This is a genomic window from Caballeronia sp. LZ008 (assembly GCF_031451435.1).
GTDB lineage: Bacteria > Pseudomonadota > Gammaproteobacteria > Burkholderiales > Burkholderiaceae > Caballeronia > Caballeronia zhejiangensis.
This window is the reverse complement of record NZ_JARUXK010000004.1, coordinates 298,979-318,613: the sequence shown is the minus strand read 5'-3', so window position 1 is coordinate 318,613 and position 19,635 is coordinate 298,979. Positions and strand designations below refer to the sequence as shown.

General features: G+C 64.9%; 21 protein-coding genes. 5 read left to right on the top strand and 16 right to left on the bottom strand.

Translation table 11 applies throughout. The features are described 5' to 3' along the window. Nucleotides 1-28: 28 nt before the first annotated feature. The gene (locus tag QCE49_RS26210) at nucleotides 29-256 is read right to left on the bottom strand and encodes a hypothetical protein (protein WP_008354398.1); all 228 of its coding nucleotides are present in this window, start codon (nucleotides 254-256) and stop codon (nucleotides 29-31) included. A 357-nt stretch (nucleotides 257-613) separates the two neighbouring features. On the opposite strand from QCE49_RS26210, the gene QCE49_RS26205 reads away from it, so the two are divergent. Continuing rightward, a complete protein-coding gene (locus tag QCE49_RS26205; RefSeq protein WP_008354396.1) occupies nucleotides 614-2,497 on the top strand; it encodes a PAS domain S-box protein in 1,884 nt (627 codons plus the stop codon). A gap of 6 nt (nucleotides 2,498-2,503) precedes the next feature. On the opposite strand, the gene QCE49_RS26200 is transcribed toward QCE49_RS26205, so the two are convergent. Both QCE49_RS26200 and QCE49_RS26195 read right to left on the bottom strand, forming a co-directional pair. Next, complete coding sequence (locus tag QCE49_RS26200) at nucleotides 2,504-3,634, bottom strand: FUSC family protein (protein ID WP_175982859.1); 1,131 nt, start codon at nucleotides 3,632-3,634, stop codon at nucleotides 2,504-2,506. A gap of 35 nt (nucleotides 3,635-3,669) precedes the next feature. After that, nucleotides 3,670-4,596, bottom strand: a complete 927-nt coding sequence (locus tag QCE49_RS26195; RefSeq protein WP_250459719.1) for a LysR family transcriptional regulator — start codon at nucleotides 4,594-4,596, stop codon at nucleotides 3,670-3,672. A 117-nt stretch (nucleotides 4,597-4,713) separates the two neighbouring features. Between QCE49_RS26195 and QCE49_RS26190 the strand changes: the two genes are divergently transcribed. After that, entirely contained in the window at nucleotides 4,714-5,148 is a 435-nt protein-coding gene (locus tag QCE49_RS26190) for a VOC family protein (RefSeq protein WP_008354393.1), read from the top strand. Nucleotides 5,149-5,193: 45 nt separating this feature from the next. Here the strand turns inward: QCE49_RS26190 and QCE49_RS26185 are convergent, their stop codons facing one another. From QCE49_RS26185 to phnG, 10 genes are all read right to left on the bottom strand, one after another. Next, nucleotides 5,194-5,478 carry a hypothetical protein gene (locus QCE49_RS26185; RefSeq protein ID WP_008354392.1) on the bottom strand — a complete coding sequence of 95 codons (285 nt, stop codon included), beginning with the start codon at nucleotides 5,476-5,478 and terminating at the stop codon, nucleotides 5,194-5,196. A gap of 155 nt (nucleotides 5,479-5,633) precedes the next feature. Next, nucleotides 5,634-7,172, bottom strand: coding sequence for a methyl-accepting chemotaxis protein (locus QCE49_RS26180; RefSeq protein ID WP_175982858.1), 1,539 nt, complete (start codon nucleotides 7,170-7,172; stop codon nucleotides 5,634-5,636). A 226-nt stretch (nucleotides 7,173-7,398) separates the two neighbouring features. Next, entirely contained in the window at nucleotides 7,399-8,763 is a 1,365-nt protein-coding gene (locus tag QCE49_RS26175; RefSeq protein WP_250436130.1) for an MFS transporter, read from the bottom strand. 275 nt (nucleotides 8,764-9,038) lie between these two features. Beyond that, a complete protein-coding gene (locus QCE49_RS26170) occupies nucleotides 9,039-10,172 on the bottom strand; it encodes an alpha-D-ribose 1-methylphosphonate 5-triphosphate diphosphatase (RefSeq protein ID WP_250459717.1) in 1,134 nt (377 codons plus the stop codon). Beyond that, nucleotides 10,166-10,933 carry a phosphonate C-P lyase system protein PhnL gene (phnL, locus tag QCE49_RS26165; RefSeq protein ID WP_008354388.1) on the bottom strand — a complete coding sequence of 256 codons (768 nt, stop codon included), beginning with the start codon at nucleotides 10,931-10,933 and terminating at the stop codon, nucleotides 10,166-10,168. Before phnL ends, QCE49_RS26170 begins: the two co-directional genes overlap by 7 nt. 10 nt (nucleotides 10,934-10,943) lie before the next feature. Then, nucleotides 10,944-11,714, bottom strand: a complete 771-nt coding sequence (gene phnK / locus QCE49_RS26160; protein ID WP_008354386.1) for a phosphonate C-P lyase system protein PhnK — start codon at nucleotides 11,712-11,714, stop codon at nucleotides 10,944-10,946. Continuing rightward, a complete protein-coding gene (locus QCE49_RS26155; RefSeq protein ID WP_250459715.1) occupies nucleotides 11,711-12,565 on the bottom strand; it encodes an alpha-D-ribose 1-methylphosphonate 5-phosphate C-P-lyase PhnJ in 855 nt (284 codons plus the stop codon). The genes phnK and QCE49_RS26155 overlap by 4 nt, the downstream gene beginning before the upstream one ends. Then, the gene (locus tag QCE49_RS26150) at nucleotides 12,562-13,662 is read right to left on the bottom strand and encodes a carbon-phosphorus lyase complex subunit PhnI (RefSeq protein WP_250459713.1); all 1,101 of its coding nucleotides are present in this window, start codon (nucleotides 13,660-13,662) and stop codon (nucleotides 12,562-12,564) included. Before QCE49_RS26150 ends, QCE49_RS26155 begins: the two co-directional genes overlap by 4 nt. After that, nucleotides 13,662-14,285, bottom strand: coding sequence for a phosphonate C-P lyase system protein PhnH (gene phnH, locus QCE49_RS26145; RefSeq protein ID WP_175982855.1), 624 nt, complete (start codon nucleotides 14,283-14,285; stop codon nucleotides 13,662-13,664). The genes QCE49_RS26150 and phnH overlap by 1 nt, the downstream gene beginning before the upstream one ends. Continuing rightward, entirely contained in the window at nucleotides 14,282-14,764 is a 483-nt protein-coding gene (phnG, locus tag QCE49_RS26140; protein WP_034473491.1) for a phosphonate C-P lyase system protein PhnG, read from the bottom strand. The genes phnH and phnG overlap by 4 nt, the downstream gene beginning before the upstream one ends. Before the next feature lie 163 nt (nucleotides 14,765-14,927). On the opposite strand from phnG, the gene phnF reads away from it, so the two are divergent. From phnF to phnN, 3 genes are read left to right on the top strand one after another with little or no spacing between them, the layout of a single operon-like run. After that, the gene (gene phnF / locus QCE49_RS26135; RefSeq protein ID WP_034473492.1) at nucleotides 14,928-15,686 is read left to right on the top strand and encodes a phosphonate metabolism transcriptional regulator PhnF; all 759 of its coding nucleotides are present in this window, start codon (nucleotides 14,928-14,930) and stop codon (nucleotides 15,684-15,686) included. Next, nucleotides 15,683-16,375, top strand: a complete 693-nt coding sequence (locus QCE49_RS26130) for a DUF1045 domain-containing protein (protein WP_250459711.1) — start codon at nucleotides 15,683-15,685, stop codon at nucleotides 16,373-16,375. The genes phnF and QCE49_RS26130 overlap by 4 nt, the downstream gene beginning before the upstream one ends. Then, nucleotides 16,372-16,932 (top strand): phosphonate metabolism protein/1,5-bisphosphokinase (PRPP-forming) PhnN, encoded by a 561-nt coding sequence (gene phnN, locus QCE49_RS26125; RefSeq protein WP_250436136.1) that lies wholly within the window; start codon nucleotides 16,372-16,374, stop codon nucleotides 16,930-16,932. Before QCE49_RS26130 ends, phnN begins: the two co-directional genes overlap by 4 nt. Nucleotides 16,933-16,984: 52 nt before the next feature. Here the strand turns inward: phnN and phnE are convergent, their stop codons facing one another. The 3 genes from phnE to phnC all read right to left on the bottom strand — a co-directional run bounded on the left by phnE (nucleotide 16,985) and on the right by phnC (nucleotide 19,599). After that, nucleotides 16,985-17,719, bottom strand: coding sequence for a phosphonate ABC transporter, permease protein PhnE (phnE, locus tag QCE49_RS26120; RefSeq protein ID WP_250459761.1), 735 nt, complete (start codon nucleotides 17,717-17,719; stop codon nucleotides 16,985-16,987). An 84-nt stretch (nucleotides 17,720-17,803) separates the two neighbouring features. After that, nucleotides 17,804-18,766, bottom strand: coding sequence for a phosphonate ABC transporter substrate-binding protein (gene phnD / locus QCE49_RS26115; protein ID WP_250459709.1), 963 nt, complete (start codon nucleotides 18,764-18,766; stop codon nucleotides 17,804-17,806). Further along, nucleotides 18,763-19,599 carry a phosphonate ABC transporter ATP-binding protein gene (gene phnC, locus QCE49_RS26110; protein ID WP_250459707.1) on the bottom strand — a complete coding sequence of 279 codons (837 nt, stop codon included), beginning with the start codon at nucleotides 19,597-19,599 and terminating at the stop codon, nucleotides 18,763-18,765. Before phnC ends, phnD begins: the two co-directional genes overlap by 4 nt. Between the last annotated feature and the right edge of the window lie 36 nt (nucleotides 19,600-19,635).

Here is a 19,635-nt window from a genome sequence, read left to right as displayed (position 1 = left end):
GCGGAACGCGGTCTCATGCAAAAAGCGCTCAATCCTGCGCCTGAATGAGCGGGCTGTCCTGCTTCGCCTTCCCGGCGCCTGCATCGTTGCCTGGCTGAGCGTCCTGCGCGATCGTCTGCATGTTCATGCCTTGCTGCGAGACGGGCGCGCCTTCCATCGGCGAATAGTGCGGCGCGGGGCCGTATCCGCTTGCGAGCGCGTAGGAAGCGCATGCGAGCGCCGCGACGAAGATGATGCCTTTGAGATTGCCGGTCATGGTAGTGCTCCTGAGGGTTTCACGAATCCACTTCATCGGCCTCGTCGCACTGCCTGCCCAGCACCGACCTTCTGAAATGTGAACGCAGTCTACGTGCGTGCATCGGCGTTGAAATCCCTCCAAAAGCACGGCTGAAAACGGGTGGTGCGCTCGCCGCGCGCCGTTTCGCGGCCCGGCACGCCGATAGCTACGCTCACTAAAGGCATGGCAGCGATGCCGGGGCTCCGGGTAGACTGTGGCGTCGGCGGACCTTTTGTCCAGGAAACGTCCGCCGCTGCGCCGACCACCCGAACCATGACCAGACCTAAAGCCGACTCGCCCCTCGACCTCGCCCGCCACGCGCCATCCGAGCCCGCCATGAGCGAGCCGCAGTATCACGCGCTCGTCGATGCGATCGAAGACTGCGCGATCTTCATGCTCGACCTGAGCGGCCGCATCACGAGCTGGAACAAGGGCGCGCGCAAGATCAAGGGCTATGAGGCGCACGAAATCATCGGACAGCATCTGTCGCGCTTTTACACGGCGGAATCGGTGGCGCGCGGCTGGCCCGAGTACGAGCTGAAGCAGGCCTACGCGACCGGGCGCTTCGAGGACGAAGGCTGGCGCGTGCGCAAGGACGGCACGCTGTTCTGGGCGAATGTCGTCATCACGGCGGCGCGCAATACGCAGGGCGAGATCATCGGCTACGCGAAGTACACGCGCGATCTCACCGCGAAGCGCGCCGAGGAAGAGAAGCTGCGGCTCTCGGAAGAGCGCTTTCGTCTGCTCGTGGAAAGCGTCAGCGATTACGCGATCTTCATGCTCGATCCGGCCGGCCATATCGCAAGCTGGAATACGGGCGCGATGCGAATCAAGGGTTATCAGCCGTCGGAGATCCTGGGCAAGCACTTTTCGATGTTCTATTGCCCCGAGGATCTCGAAGCCAACCTCCCCGAGATCGAACTGCAGACCGCGATCCGCACGGGCCGCGTGGAGAGCGAAGGCTGGCGCGTGCGCAAGGACGGCTCGCTCTTCTGGGCGAACGTGGTGATCAACGCGGTGTACGACGAGCATCGCGTGCTGCGCGGCTTCGCGAAGGTCACGCGCGACATGAGCGACAGAAAGCGCCTCGATCAGCTCGAAGTGTCGTCGCGGCGCATCAGCGAGTTTCTCGCAACGCTCGCGCACGAGTTGCGCAATCCGCTCGCGCCGGTGCGCAATGCGATCGGCGTGATGCAGATGGAAAGCGACGTGCCGGAACGCATCGCCGCATGCCGCGACATCATCGACAGACAGACTTCGCATCTCGGCCGGCTCGTCGACGATCTGCTCGACATGGGCCGCATCACGACCGGCAAGATCGATCTGCGCATGACGCGCGTGGACGTGAGCGAGATCGTCGCGCGCAGCATCGAGCTCGTGCATCCGTTCACCGACGAACGCGCGCAGAACGTCGTCACCAAGCTGCCGTCCGAGCCCGTTCATGTGATGGGCGACATCACGCGGCTCGTGCAGGTCGTGCAGAACCTGTTGAACAACGCGTCGAAGTTCTCGCCGCGCGCCAGCACGATCCGCGTCGAAGTCGAGCGCGAGGCGACAGCGCTGCTGCTGAAAGTGATCGACAAGGGGCGCGGCATCTCGCAGAAGGGTCTCACGTCCATCTTCGATCTGTTCGTGCAGGAGGATCACTATCTCAATCCCGGCGAGGCGGGCCTCGGCATCGGGCTGACGCTGTGCCGGTCGATCGTCGAGATGCACGGGGGGTCGATCAGCGCGGCGAGCGCCGGACCGAATCAGGGCAGCACGTTCGTCGTGCGCCTGCCTTACGCGTCCGACCACGATGCGCCGCGGCCGCATCGCGTGCTCGCGCAGACTGCGACGCTAGGCACGGGCGGCGGCCTGCGCATCGTCGTGATCGACGACAACCAGGATTCCGCCGACAGCCTCGCGCTGCTCTTGCAGATGAAAGGCCACGACGTGCGTACCGCGTATCACGGCAAGGAAGGACTCGACGTGATCCGCCATTTCCCGCCGCAACTGATTCTGCTCGATCTCGCCTTGCCCGACATGGACGGTCACGCGGTGCTGCGCGCGCTGCGCTCGCAGCGGCTCATCGGGCGTGCGACGGTGGTCGCGATGACGGGCTTCGGACAGGACAGCGACAAGGAACGCTCCGCGCAGGCGGGCTTCGACGCGCATCTGGTGAAGCCGGTGGATTTCGACGTGCTGGACCGGTTGCTGGAGGAGGTGGCGAAGCGGTGAGGGCGATCACGCCCTCACCACCCGCAACGGAAAAATCACCCGCGACGCGATCAGCCCCAGCGCGCCGCCGAGCAGCGTTTCCCACGCGCGCGCCGTCAGCAGTTCGAGCGAATGCACGCCGCTCGCCGCGAGCGTCACGATGAGCACGAACGCGAACGCGCCGCACGCGATGTCGTATCGCTCCGGCAGCGCCATCGCATAGGCGATCATCGCGAACGCGGACAGAATCCACACGACGAGCGGCCAATGTTCCGCGAGCGGCAGACACACGATGCCGATCGGCACGCCGACAAGCGTCCCGTAGATGCGCCGCCGTACGCGCTCCGCCGTCCCGACCGCCGACGTCGCGACGACATACACGCAAGCCGTGATCGCCCACGCCGATTCCGCGAGCCCGAACAGGCGATTCAACGCCACGACGACGAGCGCGCCGCACGCCGCCTGCAGACCCATCGCGAAGGCGGGCGAGATCGCGTCCCGACCGTAAGCGGGCTCCGACGCCAGCGCGGGCAGCACGACCGGATGCTCGGCCGGTCCGCTCAGCACGCGCGGCACGATCGCCGCGAGCATGCCGATCAGTAACGCGAGCAGGATCGCCCAGGAATCGCCGGGGCGCAGATCCATTCCATAAGCGAGGAGCTGGCCGATATAGAGCTGCGAGCCGACGCCCGCGCCCGTCATCCCGAAGCGCTTCAGATAGCCCGCGAGGAACGCGCCCGTCACGAGAATCAGCTCGGCGCCGCCGCGTCCGGTTTCACGAAGCATCGGCGCAAAAAACGTGAAGGTGAACGCGCCGAACGCAGCCGCGACGCACAGAATGACGAGATCGCGGCTCGACTCGAAACGCGTCGTGCGCGCCTCGGACACGCTCGCCCACAGCGCGAAGCCGCCCGCGAGCGCGCCCACCGACACACCCGCCGGCACGCTTTGCGTCACGTCCTGCAGCGCGCCGAGCGCCGCCGCCAGCCCGTACGCGGTCACGAGCCGCAATCCCTTGATGCGCCGATGCGTGCCCGGATCGACGCGATCGAGCCACGCGAGCACGGCCTGCACGCGCTGCACGAGCGCTTGCACGATCGTCAGCGACGAATCCGCGAGACGCGCTTTCGCGTCGCCGATGGGCTGCTCGTCATCCATTGGCTTCCCCACAGGTAACGCACCTGCCACGCATTCTAGGACGCGTTGCGCCTGCGCGCGCGTTTGACGGCCGCAATCGGCCCGCCGCGCTGCGCCGCTTCGACGATGCAGCCCGCGAGGCGCGCCGCCGCATCCGGCTCGTCCGCGCGCACGCGCCGCGCGCGCTCCACAAGCCCGATCTCGCGATGAAACGTGTCGCCGCCGAGATCGAGCGCGACCGCGCCGCGCGGCCACGCGCCGATGCCGTCCGATACCGGCACGAGCGCCACGCCCAGCCCGCGCGCCACCAGTTGCGCGATGCCCGGCAGCTCGTCGACCTCGATCGAATCGCGCACGGCGATGCGGCGCTTCGTCAGAAACATGTCGACTTGCCGGCCGCCGAACGAGCGCCGGTCGTATCGGATGAACGGCTCCGATTCGATCAGCGCGCGCCAGTCGGCGCCCTTCTTCGCGGCAGGCACGAGCAGCACGAACGGCTCGACGGCGAGCGTGCGCCATTGCAGCTCCGCGGGCAGCGAAAACGGCGGGCGGATCATCACGGCCATGTCCATCTCGCCTGCATCGACGCTTGCGAGCAGATTGAGCGACACGCCCGGCACGAGCCGGATGCGCCACGCCGGCAGCATGCGCCGGAACGCGCCGATGGCATCGGGCAAAAGCGCCGCATGCGCCGACGCGATCGCGCCCACCGAAAGCGAGCCGCCGCGCCCGTCCTCGCCTTCTGGCTCAGCGAGGCGCGCGTACAGCGCGATCAGTTCATCGGCGAGTTCGAGCGTGCGCTTGCCGGCCTTGTTGAGCGTCGCGGAGCGGCCCGTCCTGTCGAACAGCTTCGCGCCGAGATGCGCTTCGAGGCGCTGCATCTGCGCGCTCACGGCCGATTGCGTGAGGCCGATCTGCGCACCGGCGCCCGCGAAAGTGCCGTGGCGCGCCACCGCGAGGAAAGTCCGGAGTTCGCGCAGCATGTCGATTCATCGAAAATATTTGGGCTGACTCCAGAAATATATCGTTTTTCAACACAAATATTTATTAATAAACTTTGGTTCCAGTTCCCATGAACGTCGATTGAAGGACTCAACTCCATGAGCACGACCCAGCACGCCATGCCGCCGTTCCATCTCGCGTTTCCCGTTCATAGCCTCGCGGCCGCGCGCGAGTTCTACGGCGAACTGCTCGGCTGCCCGGAAGGCCGCAGCTCCGACGCATGGGTGGATTTCGATTTCTACGGCCATCAGATCGTCGCGCATCTCGCGCCGGAGGAATGCGGACATCGCACGACGAGCGCGGTCGATGGCGACGCCGTGCCGGTGCGCCACTTCGGCGTGGTGCTGTCCATACCGCAGTGGAACGAGCTCGCCGACAAGCTGCGCGCGGCGGGCACGCGCTTCATCATCGAGCCGCATGTGCGCTTCAAGGGCGAAGTCGGCGAACAGGCGACGATGTTCTTCCTCGATCCGTCGGGCAATGCCGTCGAGATCAAAGCGTTCGCCGATATGTCGTCGCTCTTCGCGAAATAAAAAACGGGACGCCGCGCGACGTCCCGTTTGTCATTGCAGCGCGCTTTACTGGCCGGAGCCGCTCGCGCTGACCGGCGCGCCCGGACCGCTCGGCGTCGCGGTGCCGCCCGGTTGCGTGGACGGACCCGAGTTCATCGTGCTCTTGTGCGTCTTCTTCGAATGCGTCGATTTGTGCGCGTGCGCGTTCGGCTGCGCGGGCTGCGTCGTGGTCTGCGCGTTGTCGCCGGCCTGCAGGCCCGTGTTCGAGCTCGGCGGATTGTCCTGCGCGAAAGCGGACGCGCACACCAGCGCGAAAGCGCCGGCAGCGGCGGAAAGGGCGAAACGTTTCATATCGAAGACTCCTGTTGGCGGTTGCGAAATGCGATGCTCACGGCTTGTTCTGCCTGCTGGCCGCCGCGCTTCACGCGAGCGGCCGTTCGCACGTCAGGAGTCAGCACGCGACATGCCACGGTCTGACGATTCGCCAACGTCTTCGCGTCTTCGTGTCAGGTTTTGAAGACCGCGATGGCGCGCTTCAGCTCTTCGGCCTGCGTCGCGAGCGCGGCGGCGGCGGCCGTCGCCTGTTCGACGAGCGCGGCGTTCTGCTGCGTGACCGCGTCCATCTGCACGATCGCGACGCCGACCTGCTCGATGCCCTGCGTCTGCTGCGTCGACGCCGACGAGATCTCGTTCATGATGTCGGTCACGCGCGAAACGGACGTGAGAATCTGCTTCATCGTGTCGCCGGATTGCTGCGCGAGGTCTTGCCCCGCCGTGACGTTCGTCACCGATTCGTCGATGAGCGTCTTCACATCCTTCGCGGCCGCCGCGCAGCGCTGCGCGAGCGCCCGCACTTCCGATGCGACCACCGCGAAGCCGCGCCCGTGCTCGCCCGCACGCGCCGCTTCGACGGCCGCGTTCAACGCGAGGATGTTGGTCTGAAACGCGATGCCTTCGATCACGCCGATGATGTCGACGATCTTCTCCGAGCTGCCCGCGATCTTGTCCATCGTCGCGACGACGCCGAGCACGACGCCGCTGCCGCTTTCCACCGTCGACGATGCGCTCGCCGCGAGCTGGCACGCTTCGCCGGCGTTATCGGAGTTCAGACGCACGGTCGACGTGAGCTCTTCCATGCTCGACGCCGTTTGCGCGAGCGACGCGGCCTGCTCTTCCGTGCGCGACGAAAGATCGTGATGGCCGTCCGCGATTTCGCGCGACGCCGCCGTGATGCCGTCCGCGACGAGCTTGATCTGCGCGATCGTCTGCGTGAGGCGCGATTGCATCGTGTGCATCGAATGCATGAGGCTCGAATCGTCGCCGCGCTGCACTTGCACGGTCTGCGCGAGATCGCCGGCCGCGATGCGCTGGCAGACGACGGCCGCATCGCGCGGGTCGCCGCCGATGCTCTTCAGCACGCCGCGGATGATGAGCGTCATCGCGACCGTCAGCGCCGCGCCGATCACGCCGATCAGCAGGAGCGACTTGAGCACGATGGCATGGAAGGCGCGATCGATGTCGTCGATCCACGCGCCCGTGTAGACGTGCCAGTCCCATTCGCGCACGTAATCACCGTACGTGACCTTGGGCAGCGGTTCCTGCTCGCCCGGTTTGGGATACGAATACGTCGTGATATGCGAGCCGTCGAGACCGTGCTTGACGATCTCAGCGGTGAAGTGCTTGCCCGTGCTATCGACGAAATCGTTGATCTTGCCCTCGGAGTGCGGACGCGGCGGATCGAGCACCTGCCACATCTTCGAATCGATGATGCCGACATAGCCGCTCGTGCCGTAGCGGATCGCGCGCACGCTCGCGATCGCGCGTTTCTTCGCTTCGTCTTCGGGCAGCGCGCCGCTTTGCGCCTGCTTCACATAGAACCTGACGACGCTCGCCGCCGACTGAACCTGTTCGGCGAGCGCGCCTTCGCGGTTGTTCATCAGCGAATGTTTCGTGGAGATCGCGTTGAGCGCGCACAGAAGAATCAGACTGAGCCATACGAAGCCCACGATGCTCATGAGCTTGGTCTTGAAAGAAAGTTTTTTCACGATCTGGTTGTAATAGCCGATGGACGCGCCGGGGCAGGCGCTCGCTTTGCGGCTTCCAATCGCGGGCGATTTTACGTTTGCGTGAGCGGGTGCGACGCCGCGTCGTTATCGAAAGCTGCGTGCAATTTAACGGCAAGGCGCGTCGAATCTTGAGGCGCGGAACGCGGCGCACAAAGCAAAACGCCCCGCATGACCGAAGTCATGCGGGGCGTCGGTCCATGCTGCTTCAGTGCCCGACCGGCTCTGTCGATTTCAGGTCGCTCGCCATCGCCGTTTGCGGATGCGCGGCCTGCTTGATGAGCAGCGCGACGGCCGAAACGATGCCCGCCACCGCGATCGTCGCGAAGATGCCGCCGAACGTGAAATGCAGACGCGTCAGCTCGGCGACGAGGAACGATCCCGCGATGCCCCCGAAGCGCCCGATGCCGAGCATCCACGCGACGCCCGTTCCGCGCCCTTGCGTCGGATAGAACGCCGCGGCGAGCGCGGGCATCGACGATTGCGCGGTGTTCATCAGCACGCCCGCGACAAACACGACCAGCACGAGCATGCCGACATTGCCCGCCGCCTGGCCGATCAGATACACGCTCACGGCGGTCAGCGCGTAGCACGCCGCGATGATGCGGTTCGCGTTGAACTTGTCCATCAGCACGCCGCACAGCACCGCGCCGACGCCGCCGAGCGGGAACAATGCGGAAATGAGCGTCGCCTTTTGCGGCGGCAGGCCCGACTCCTTCAGCAGAATCGGCATCCAGTTGATCGACGCGTAGAAGATCACGAGGCCCATGAAATACGTGAGCCACAGCATGATCGAGCCGACGAGATACGAGCGCGACAGCACCACGCTGATGCCGCTCTGTCCCGTCGCGGCGGGCGCGGCTTCGGTCATGAAGAACGAGCCGGCGTTCATCGCGTCGGACGAAATGCGGGCGAGCGTCGCGCGAATCTTCTCGACGGGCTTCGACTTCGCCACCATGTAGCGCACCGATTCCGGCAACGTGACGATCAACAGCACCGACAGCACGAGCGGCGCGATGCCGCCGAGCATCAGCACGCTGCGCCAGCCGAACTGCGGAATCATCCACGCGGCGAGAAAGCCGCCGAACGCCGCGCCGAGCGGAAAGCCGCAGAACATCAGATTGATGAGCGTCGCGCGGCGGCTGTCCGGACAGAACTCGCTCATCATCGTGACGGCGTTCGGCATCGCGGCGCCCAGCCCCAGGCCGGTGATGAAGCGCAGCGTCGTCAATTGCGTGAGGTCGGCCGAGAACGCCGACGCGAGACACGCGACGCCGAAGATCAGCACCGACGAAAGCAACATCGCGCGGCGGCCGAGCTTGTCGGACAGCGGCCCGGACAACAGCGCGCCCGCGGCGAGGCCGAACAGCGCGGCGCTCAAGACGGGCGCGAGCGCCGGACGGCTGATATGCCATTCGGCGACGAGCGACGGCGCGATAAAGCCGATCGCGGCGGTATCGAAACCGTCCAGCAGCACGATCACGAAGCACATCACGAAGATGAGCCACTGAAACGGCGAGAACGGATGCTCGTTGATGAACGTCTGTACGTTCACGGCAGGACTTCTACTCACTTCATTCCCTTTTCGGTGATGGGCGCGCGCCTCGCAAGGCCGCGTCCCGGAACTGAAACCGCTTCCCGCCGCCGTTCTTGTTGTTGTCGTGCGAGCAGCGAACCCCGGTCAAACCGCATGGAAATCGGAGAAAAGTTCGTTAGACGAACACCGATTCACATAGCGAACTCGCGAGTGAGGGTACTGAAGAAGTTTGCGCTTCGTCAACGCGGGCTTTCCCGCGTATGACGAAGCGCTGACGTGTGGCTGTCAAAAGGCAGCGAATCTGCGGACAGTCAGGACACGCGCCGCCCCGCGCGATACGTTTCGCGCGGCACCTGCAGGCCGTCCACCGAGGCGACGCGCACGAAGTCCGCGCGCAGGCCCGTGGCGATCGCGCCGCGGTCCGCGAGACCCGCCGCGTGCGCGGGCGCCCACGAAACGGTCGCGACGGCGCGCGGCAGCGACCAGCCCGCCTTGGCGACGAGATCGAACACCGCGATCAGCAGACTCGACGGCACGTAATCCGACGACAGGATATCGAGCAGCCCTTCGTGCGCCAGTTCGAGCGCCGACACGTTGCCCGAATGCGAGCCGCCGCGCACGACGTTCGGCGCGCCCATGATCGTCGCGATGCCGTGTTCGCGCGCGGCGCGCGCGGCTTCGAGCGTCGTCGGGAATTCGGCGAGCGCGATGCCGTCGCGCGCCGCTTCCTCGACATGCTCGACGAGCGTGTCGTCGTGGCTCGCAAGCGAGATGTTCAGGCTCTTGCAGCGCGCGACGATTTCCGCGCGATGCTTCGCCGCGTAACGCGCCTGATGATCCGCGAGTTCGGCGAGGATTTTCTTCGCGTGCTCGTCGCTCCATTTGCCATGACGTTCCTGATACTTGCGCCACTTCTCGTGATCCTGCCACTGACGCTGGCCGGGCGTGTGATCCATCACGGATGCAAGCCGGAAAAGCGGATCGGACGAAAGCAGGTCGAACACTTCGACGACATCCGTCGTGCCGACTTCGCATCGCAGATGCAGGAAGTGATCGGCGCGCAAGAGATCGCGCGCGACGAACTTGCCGATCGACTTCGCGCATTGCACCTGAAGCTCGCGGCCGCGCACGCCGTCTTCGGGACGCGAACCGACGCCGAGCGCATCGAACACGGTCGTGATGCCCGCCGACGCCACTTGCGCGTCATGCACGATGATCGCCGCTTCGTGATTCCACAGCACGCCGGGGCGCGGCGCGAGATGCTTCTCGATGTTGTCCGTATGCAGCTCGACGAAGCCGGGCAACAGATAATCCCCGTCCCAGTCGTGCGCCTCGCGCGCCGCCGTATTGCCCGGCGCAATGTCGGCGATGCATCCGTCCTCGACGCGCAAGGTGCCCACGAAATCCTCGTCGCGCGTCACGACGCGCGCATTTGTTATCAGCATGTCTGCAACACTCCGGAATCGGTTTGATGAGCGATGGCCGCGCTCGACGCGAGCCGCACGATGCGGGTCGCGACGCGCTCGCGCGTGTCTTCGTCGTGAAAGATGCCGACGATCGCCGCGCCCTGCTCGCGCGCCTCGACGATCAGATTGGCGACCACGTCGCGGTTTTCGGCATCGAGCGACGCAGTGGGTTCATCGAGCAACAGCAGCGGATGCGCCGCGATCAGTCCGCGCGCGATGTTCACGCGCTGCTGCTCGCCGCCCGAGAACGTCGCGGGCGCGAGCGTCCACAAACGGCGCGGCACGTTGAGGCGTTCGAGCAACGCGCTCGCACGCTTACGTGCTTCGTCTTCATCGACGCCGCGCGACACGAGCGGCTCCGCGACGAGATCGAGCGACGACACACGCGGAATCGCGCGCAGGAACTGGCTCACGTAACCCATCGTCGTGTTGCGCAGCCGGATGATCTCGTGCGGCGCGGCGTCGGTCAGCATCGTATGACGCGAGGGCTTGCTGTCGTCGCGAATCGCGATCGTGCCGCGCGTCGCGAGATAGTTGCCGTACATGCAGCGCAGGAACGTGCTCTTGCCCGCGCCCGACGCGCCCGCGAGCACGACGCATTCGCCGCGTTCCACATCGAGCGATACGCCCGACAGCGCGGCGATACGCGCGCCGCCCTGCTGATGCAGTGTGAAAGTCTTTTCGATGCCGATTGCGCGCAGCATCAGCTTGTCGTTGGTGATGAAGGAATCGTGTGTCATCGGTCGAACCTCAAACAGGCAGCACGGACGCGACGAGCGTCTGCGTATAAGGATGTTGCGGATCGTCGAGCACCTGATCCGTCAGCCCGCTTTCGACGACGCGCCCGTCCTTCATCACCATCAGCCGATGCGCGAGCAGACGCGCAACGCCGATATCGTGCGTGACGATCACGGCCGCGAGATGCAGCTTGCTCGTGAGCGTGCGCAGCAAGTCGAGCAGACGCGCCTGCACCGATACGTCGAGGCCGGCGGTGGGTTCGTCCATGAACACGAGGCGCGGTCCCGTCACCAGATTACGCGCGATCTGCAGACGTTGTTGCATGCCGCCCGAAAATGCCGAAGGCAATTCGTCGATGCGCGCGGCATCCAGTTCGACGCGGCTCATCCAGTCGGCGGCCGTCTCGCGCAGACGGCCATAGTGACGCGCGCCGATCGCCATCAGCGGCTCGCCGATGTTCGCGCCCGCCGATACGTTGCGACGCAATCCGTCGCGCGCGTTCTGATGCACGAAGCCCCATTCGGTGCGCGACAAAAGACGCTTGCGCGGCTCCGCGAGCGTCAGCAGATCGAGCGCTTCGCCTTCCCGCGTCGTGTAGGTGAGCGCACCGCCGTCGATGTCGCTGCGCAACGCGAGCGCATTCAGCAACGTCGATTTGCCCGATCCCGATTCGCCGACGATGCACAGCACTTCGCCCGGATGAACATCGAGATCGACATCGACGCACCCGCCGCGTCCTTCATAACGCTTCGTGAGGCGCGTCGCTTTCAGGAGTGCGTTCATCGCGTCACCTCTTCGTCGTCGCGACGGCTATGGCAGTAATCGCTGTCGGAGCAGACGAACATGCGCGTGCCCTGATCGTCGACGATCATCTCGTCGAGAAAGCTATCGTGCGAGCCGCACAGCGCGCACGCGTGCTCCCACTTCTGCACGCTGAAGGGATGATCCTCGAAATCGAGGCTCTTCACTTTCGTATATGGCGGAATGGCGTAGATGCGCCGCTCGCGGCCCGCGCCGAAAAGCTGCAATGCGGGATTCATGTGCATCTTCGGATTGTCGAACTTCGGGATCGGCGAAGGCGACGTCAGATAGCGGCCGTTCACGAGCACCGGGTAATCGTAGGTCGTCGCGATGCTGCCGTGCTGCACGATATCCTCATAGTATTTGACGTTGATGAGGCCATAGTCCGCGAGCGCGTGCAGCTTCTTGCACTCGGTCACGCGCGGTTCGAGGCGGAACAGCGGCTCGGGCATCGGCACCTGATACACGATGATCTGCTTGTCCGTGAGCGGCGTCTCGGGAATGCGGTGACGCGTCTGCACGATGCTCGCATCGGCGGTGCGCGTGGTGGTCGCGACGCCCGCGGTGCGCGCGAAGAAGCGGCGAATGTTCACCGCGTTCGTCGTTTCGTCGGAGCCTTGATCGATGACCTTCAGCGTATCGCTTGCACCGATGATCGCGGACGTGACCTGCAGGCCGCCCGTGCCCCATCCATACGGCAGCGGCATTTCGCGCGATGCGAACGGCACCTGATAACCCGGCACCGCGACCGCCTTGAGCAACGCGCGGCGAATCATGCGCTTGGTCTGCTCGTCGAGGTACGCGAAGTTATAGCCTTCGGTGAGTGCGTTCATGCCGCATTCTCCTCGTTGTCGTCCGAACCGTGCGCGGCGCGCAAACGGCGCAGCAGTTCCAGCTCGGATTGAAAATCGACGTAGTGCGGCAACTTCAGATGCTGCACGAAACCGGATGCTTCCACGTTATCGCTGTGATACAGCACGAACTCGGGATCCTGCGTCGGTGAACCGACGGATTCGCCGAGTTCTTCGGCACGCAACGCGCGATCCACGAGCGCCATCGCCATCGCCTTGCGCTCGGAGTGGCCAAACGCGAGACCATAGCCTTGCGTGAACGTCGGCGGCACATCGCCGCTGCCCGCGAACTGATTGATCATCTGACATTCGGTGATGTCGATATCGCCGATCTCGACCGCAAAGCCCAGTTCATCGACCATCATTTCCACCGCGACTTCGCCATGACGGATCTCGCCCGCGAACGGATGGCTGTGCGCGTAGCCGCGCTGCGTCGCATAGCCGACCGCGAGCAGAAAGCCTTCGTCGCCGCGTGCGAGGTTTTGCAGGCGCGTCGAGCGATCGGCGGGAAACGACAGCGGTTCGCGCGAAAGATCGCCCGGCTCGGGCGCGTTCTCGTGCGCGCGTTCCTGCTCGATCAGGCCTTCCTTGTCCAGCATCGACAACACGCGCGGCATCGCGCTCGCGTCCTTCTCTTTCGCCGAGATAGTTGCATTCGCAACTTGTTGGCCTTCGGCGAGCAAAGTGAAATCGAGCAGGCGTTGCGTGTAGTCGTACGTGCCGCCCAGCATCTGTCCGCCGGGAATGTCCTTGAAGGCCGCCGAGATGCGGCGCTCGACACACATCGCTTCAGTATCGATCGGCAGCGTGTAGCCGAAACGCGGCAATGTCGTGCGATACGCACGCAGCAAAAAGATCGCTTCGACGAGATCGCCGGCTGCCTGCTTGATCGCGAGCGCGGCCAGGTCTTCATCGTAGACGGAGCCTTCCGTCATCACGCGCGCGACGGCAAGACGCATCTGCTCGCGAATCTGCGCGACGGACAACTCGGGGACGGAAACATCGCCGCGACGCTTCTTCGCGAGCACGTCCCACGAACGTTCGATGGCGCGTTCGCCACCTTTGACCGCGACGTACATCAGTTCACCTCCACTTGCGTCGTGCGCGGCAGGCCGACGAGCGCGCCGCCCGCGACGAAGTAGCAATCGATGCCGCAAGGAAAGAGCGCCGTGAGCGCCGCGCGCTGACGCCAGAACTCGCGTGACAGGCCCGCAATGGCGACGCTGCGCGATTGCGCGATGCCCGGACCGCTCCACACGAGCGGCTCGCCTTCGGTCAGCGACGGCACATGGATAAAGAGCGTCGCGGCATGCTCGGGAGATTCGGGTTCGCCGTGCGAGAAAGCATCGAGCGAAGGCATGTCGCGCGCATCGTCGATATAGACGAATGCGGCCTCGCGGCGATCGCGCGTCAAGCGCGCGCTCGCGTGAAAGCGCAGCGCATCGCCAAGCACGTTGTCTTCGCGCTCGATGAAAACCGGCGTCGAATAATCCGTCAGCGCGAGCAGCGACGCGAACGCCGCGAGCGGCACGCGCCCGGCGAGGCCGTCGCGCATCGCATGGTTGTCCGGCAGCGCGGCATCGATCGCAACGATGCTGCCGGGCCGCGACAGCGCATCGAGCAATGCGCGGAACACGCGTTGCGCGTCGTGCACCGTGTCGTTGAAGCCGGGCACGAGCGTGGTCATGTCGATTCGCATCATTCGCCTCTCACCATCGTGAAGAATTCGACCTTCGTCGCGGCCGCTTCGGCTTCTTTGCGGCGTCGTTCATCTGCGATGCGCGCAGCCAGCGGCTCGATGAGTTGCGTCTGCAACTTGTCGGCGAAGCGCGGCATCTGCAGGAGGGCGTCCGCGAGCGCGGCGAGCGTCGCGCGTTCCTTGTCGCGCCCCATGTGCACGGCGACACCGACCGGCGCGCTGCCGTCATCGGCGATGAGACGAAGCGTGGCGCGCGTGACGGTCGTTTCGCCGAGGTTAAACGCATCGCCCGTGCCGCCGATGCGCCCGCGCACCATCGCAAGCCCGATATCCGGCGCGCGCAGCCACTCGTAGTCGGGCACCCGCGCGCCTTCGAGCGCCGCTTCGAGCGCATGTTGCAGCGCCTCGCGCGGCGTGCGGGCAAGCACCGCCATCCATTCGCGGCGGCCTCGCGTTGCGCGCGGCTCCATTGAAGTACTCATCGCATTCCCTTTGTCTGGAAGGATCGGATCATCGTCATGCTACTCGTTGTCTAGTCTAGTCGTCTAGACGTTTGGTCGTGTAGCGAGGCTTTCACATTTCCATCACGAGTTGCGCACTACAATCCGGGAGAACGATATTCAAACCGACAGGAATGACAGCGCAATGACATCCAACGAAAATGCGGCGCCTGGCGTTGCCGTGGAGCGCGGCGCGGGGGTCGCGGTCTGGCGGCAGATCGAGCAGATACTCGCCGCCGAGATTGCCGCGAAGAGCTTCGGCGACGAAGGACGCCTGCCGAGCGAGGCGGAACTCGCCAAGCGTTTCGACGTGAACCGTCATACGGTTCGCCGCGCGATGCTGCGGCTTGCCGCAACGGGTCTCGTGAGCGTCGAGCAGGGGCGCGGCACGTTCGTGCAGCCGGGCGCGATCGATTATCAGATCGGCCGGCGCACGCGCTTCACCGAGAATCTGCGCCGCCAGAAGCACACGTCGGCTGGCGTCGTGCTGAGTTCGGAGCGCGTGAAGGCCGATCCGACCGTATCGAAGGCGCTCGGCGTGCGCGCCGGCACGCTCGTCTATCAGATCGAAACGCGCCACGACTCCGACGGCATTCCGATGACGTATGCGCGCAACTGGTACCCAGCCGCGCGCTTCAACGATCTGCCCGCGGTCATCGAAGCGGCGGGCGGTGTCAGTGCCGCGCTGGAGACGTTCGGCGTAAAGGATTACATGCGCAAATGGAGCCGCATCGGCAGCGTGCTGCCTTCGTCGGACGTGGCGCGGCGCTTGCAGATCAATCGTCAGCAGCCGGTGCTGTGGGTCGAAAACGTCGATGTCGACGAGGACGGCGTGCCGATCAAATACGGCATCACGCATTTCGCGGCGGATCGCGTGCAATTGATGGTCGAGCACGATCGATGAGCGCCGCCGTTCATCCGCGCGTGGCGCTCTACTATGCGCCGCCCGCCGCTTCCGCATGGTGGCGCGAAGGTTGCGAATGGCTCGGCCGCGATCCCGAGAGCGGCCGCGAAACCGCGACGCCCGCGCATGCCGTGACGCACGCCCCGCGCCGTTACGGCTGGCACGCGACGCTCGTCGCGCCGTTTCATATGGCCCCGGGTGTCGAGCTCGCGGACGTGCTGGCATGTGCGCGTGCGTGGGCCAGTTCGACGCCGCGCTTTGAGATGCCGGTATGCCCCACGGAAATGGGCCGTTTCGTCGCGCTACGGCCCGCCGCGCCCGCCGACGACGCAACCCTTCGAGCATTGGCCGCGAGCGCACTGAAGGCGCTCTCCGCGTTGCGTACGATGCCATCGCGGGAAAGCATCGAGCGGCGCATCGTCGATGGCATGAGCGCACGGCAGATCGAACTGCTGCGCGAATGGGGTTATCCGTATGTCCTCGACGAATATCGCTTCCATATGACCCTTTCCGATTCCCTCGACGATGCGAACGCGCGCGCGTCGATCATGTCGGAATGGAAGGCGCGCATCGATACGCTCGGCCCGCTGCCGGTGCACGGCGCGGCGCTTTTCATCGAGCCGCAGCCGGGCGCGCCGTTCGCGCTATGGCAGCGCCTGCCGTTCCACAACGCACGGGAAGTGGCATGACCGAAGTGGATAGCACGAAACTGATCTACGTGATGGGACCGTCAGGCGCGGGCAAGGACTCGCTGCTCGGCTTCGCGCGCGAACGCATCGGCGCACAGGTGCTGTTCGCACATCGCTACATCACGCGCGCGGTCGCGGACGGCGAGAACCATATCGCCCTTTCGCATGACGAATTCGCTTCGAGACTGTCATACGGCCTCTTCGCGATGCATTGGGAAAGCCTCGGGCTGCGGTATGGCATCGGCATCGAGCTGGATGCGTGGCTCGCGCGCGGCAGGCCAGTCGTCGTGAACGGCTCGCGCCAGCATGCGGAACTCGCGCTCGAACGTTATCCGCATGCGCGCTTCGTGCATATCGATGCAGCGCCGTCGGTGCTTGCCGCGCGCCTCGCGCGTCGTGGACGCGAAGACGCCCGGCAGATCGAAGCGCGTCTCGCGCGCCGTCCGGCCTTCGAACTGCCGTCGCACGCGCATGTCGTGAAGATCGACAACTCGGGCATGCTCGCAGACGCCGGCACGCAATTGCTCGCGCTGCTCGCGCGTACGAACCACGCCTGAAAACGACGCGAGCGCCTGATGAGGCGCTCGGCATCGATAGTTGCAAGCGCAATCAAATCACGCGTTCGCGCACCCACCCCGAAGCGAGATCGATCATCGACACGATCGCGATGACGATCAGCATCACCGCCGACGTCTGCGCGTAGTTGAACGAGCGGATCGCTTCGTACAGCACGACGCCGATACCGCCCGCGCCGACCATGCCGACGACCATCGCGGAGCGCACGTTCGACTCGAAGCGATACAGCGCGAACGAAATCCACAGCGGCAACACTTGCGGCAGCACGCCGTAGACGATTTCATCGAGACTGCTCGCGCCGGTCGCGCGCACGCCTTCGGCGGGCCGCGCATCGACGGCTTCGACGGCTTCGGCGAAGAGCTTCGCGAGCACGCCTGTTGTATGAACCCACAACGCGAGCACGCCGGCGAAAGGCCCGAGCCCGACCGCGACGATGAACAACATCGCGAAGACCATTTCGTTGATCGCGCGGCACGCGTCCATCAGGCGGCGCACGGGTTGCGAGATCCATACGGGCGCGATGTTCTGCGCCGATAGCAGCCCGCATGGCACGGCGCAGACGAGCGCGAGCGCCGTGCCCCACACGGCGACCGCGAGCGTCACGATCATTTCATGCACGTACGTGCGCCATTCCGTGAAGTCGGGCGGAAAGAAGTCGCGCGCGAACTGGCTCATGTTGCCCGATGCGCCGAGCAGATCGAGCGGGCGCATGTCCGCGCTCTGCCACGACAGGCCCAGCACGGCGATCAGGACGATCCAGCCGAACATCGATGTCCAGCTGCGCTTCGGTGCACTCGTCCGCACGGGCCGCACGATGCCGGCCTCGAACGTCGTTACGTCGAGCGGCTTCATTTACTTCGCCGCCGTCGTGTCGAGCGCGGCGATCTTCTGATCGAGCGCGGCAATCTGCGCCTTCTTGTCGGCGTCGTCGAGATGCGCGTCGTTCTGCACCTGCTGCTTCTTCTGGAAGAGCGCCATCTGACGAATCGGCACGAGTTGCGCATTCGACGAATCGGCGAAGCCCGAATAGCCCGAGATCGCAGTCATCACCGCTTGTTCGCGCGGGTCTTTTTCCGCGTAGTGATCGAAGAAGTTGCGCAGCTTGTCCTTCGTCGCTTGCGGCAGATCGCGACGCCATACGAGCGGGTCCGATGGAATGAGCGGCGACTTCCACAACACGCGCACCTTCGGATACAGCTCGGGATGTTGCGTCTTGATGGTGTCGAGCATGTCGGTGTTGTTGGTCGCGACATCGATCTTGTCGTTGACGACCGCGAGCATGTTCGCCTCATGGCTCGACGGCAGCACGCTCTTGAACGACGACTTCGGGTTGATGCCGTTCTTCGCGAAGAGGTAATACGACGGCACGAGCGTGCCCGACGTCGAGTTCGGATCGCCGAAACCGAGATTGATTTCCTTCGTGTTCTTCAGCACCTGATCGAGCGATTTCCACTTGCTGTTCGCGTTCGTGATGAGCAGCGAGTAATAGCCCGCTTCGCCGTTCTTGTACTTCACCTTCGCGAAGACTTCGCCGTTCGAGCGATCGACCGCTTCGATCGCCGATGCATTGCCGAAGAAGCCGATCTGCACCTTGTTGAAGCGCATCGCTTCGATGATGCCCGCGTAGTCGGTCGCGAAGTAGGCCTTCACGTCGAGACCCGTCTGCTTGTTCAGATCGTCGATGAGCGGTTGCCAGCGTTGCTTGAGCGCGGCCGACGAATCCGTCGAGATGATGCCGAAGTTGATCGTCTCGGCAAGAACGGATTGCGTCAGCAGGCAAGACGCGAGCGCGGCGCCGGCCAGAAATTTTTTCATGATGCGATCCAGGAGTTGACGTTGAGTTGAAGTTCCGCGGCGTGCGTCCGCGCTACGTGATGCGCAAGCAGTTCGCTGGCGGACGATCCGTAGAGCTTGTGCAACACCTCGGGCGTGAGACGCTCGCTCGCGCCATCGAAGACGACGCGGCCATCGCGCAACGCGATCGTGCGCGGGCAGTACTTCATCGCGACATCGATCTGATGCAGCGACACGACGACCGTCAGCTTGCGCTCGCGATTGAGCGTCTGCATGAGTTCCATGACGCGTCGCGCCGATTCGGGATCGAGGGATGCGATCGGTTCATCCGCGAGCACGATGCGCGCACGCTGCACGAGCGCGCGTGCCAGTGCCGCGCGCTGCTGCTGACCGCCCGACAGATTGCTCGCGCGTTCGAACGCGTGTTCGCCGATGCCCATCGCGGTGAGCGAATCCATCGCGAGCGAGCGTTCGTCGCGCGGAAAGCGCCCGGACATACGACGCCACAACGACACGCGCGACAACGCGCCGATCAGCACGTTCGTCAGCACTGAAAGACGTCCCACGAGATTGAACTGCTGAAACACGAAGGCGACGTCGCGGCGTATCGAGCGCACTTCACGCACGATCCTGCCGTTCTGCTGGATCGGGCGGCCGAGCAACGTGACGTGCGACGGCGCGGGGTCGGATGCCGTGAAGCCTGCGATGTGCCGCAGAAGCGTCGACTTGCCCGATCCGGAAGCGCCGATGAGCGCGACCATCTCGCCCTCTTCCACGCGCAGATCGACGGAGTCGAGCGCCTTGCGGCCATTCCGGAACGTCTTGGTGAGACGCTCGATGCGAATTGCGTCCATAGCTTCCCTCGATGGGCGCGCTCACATGGCGCGCTG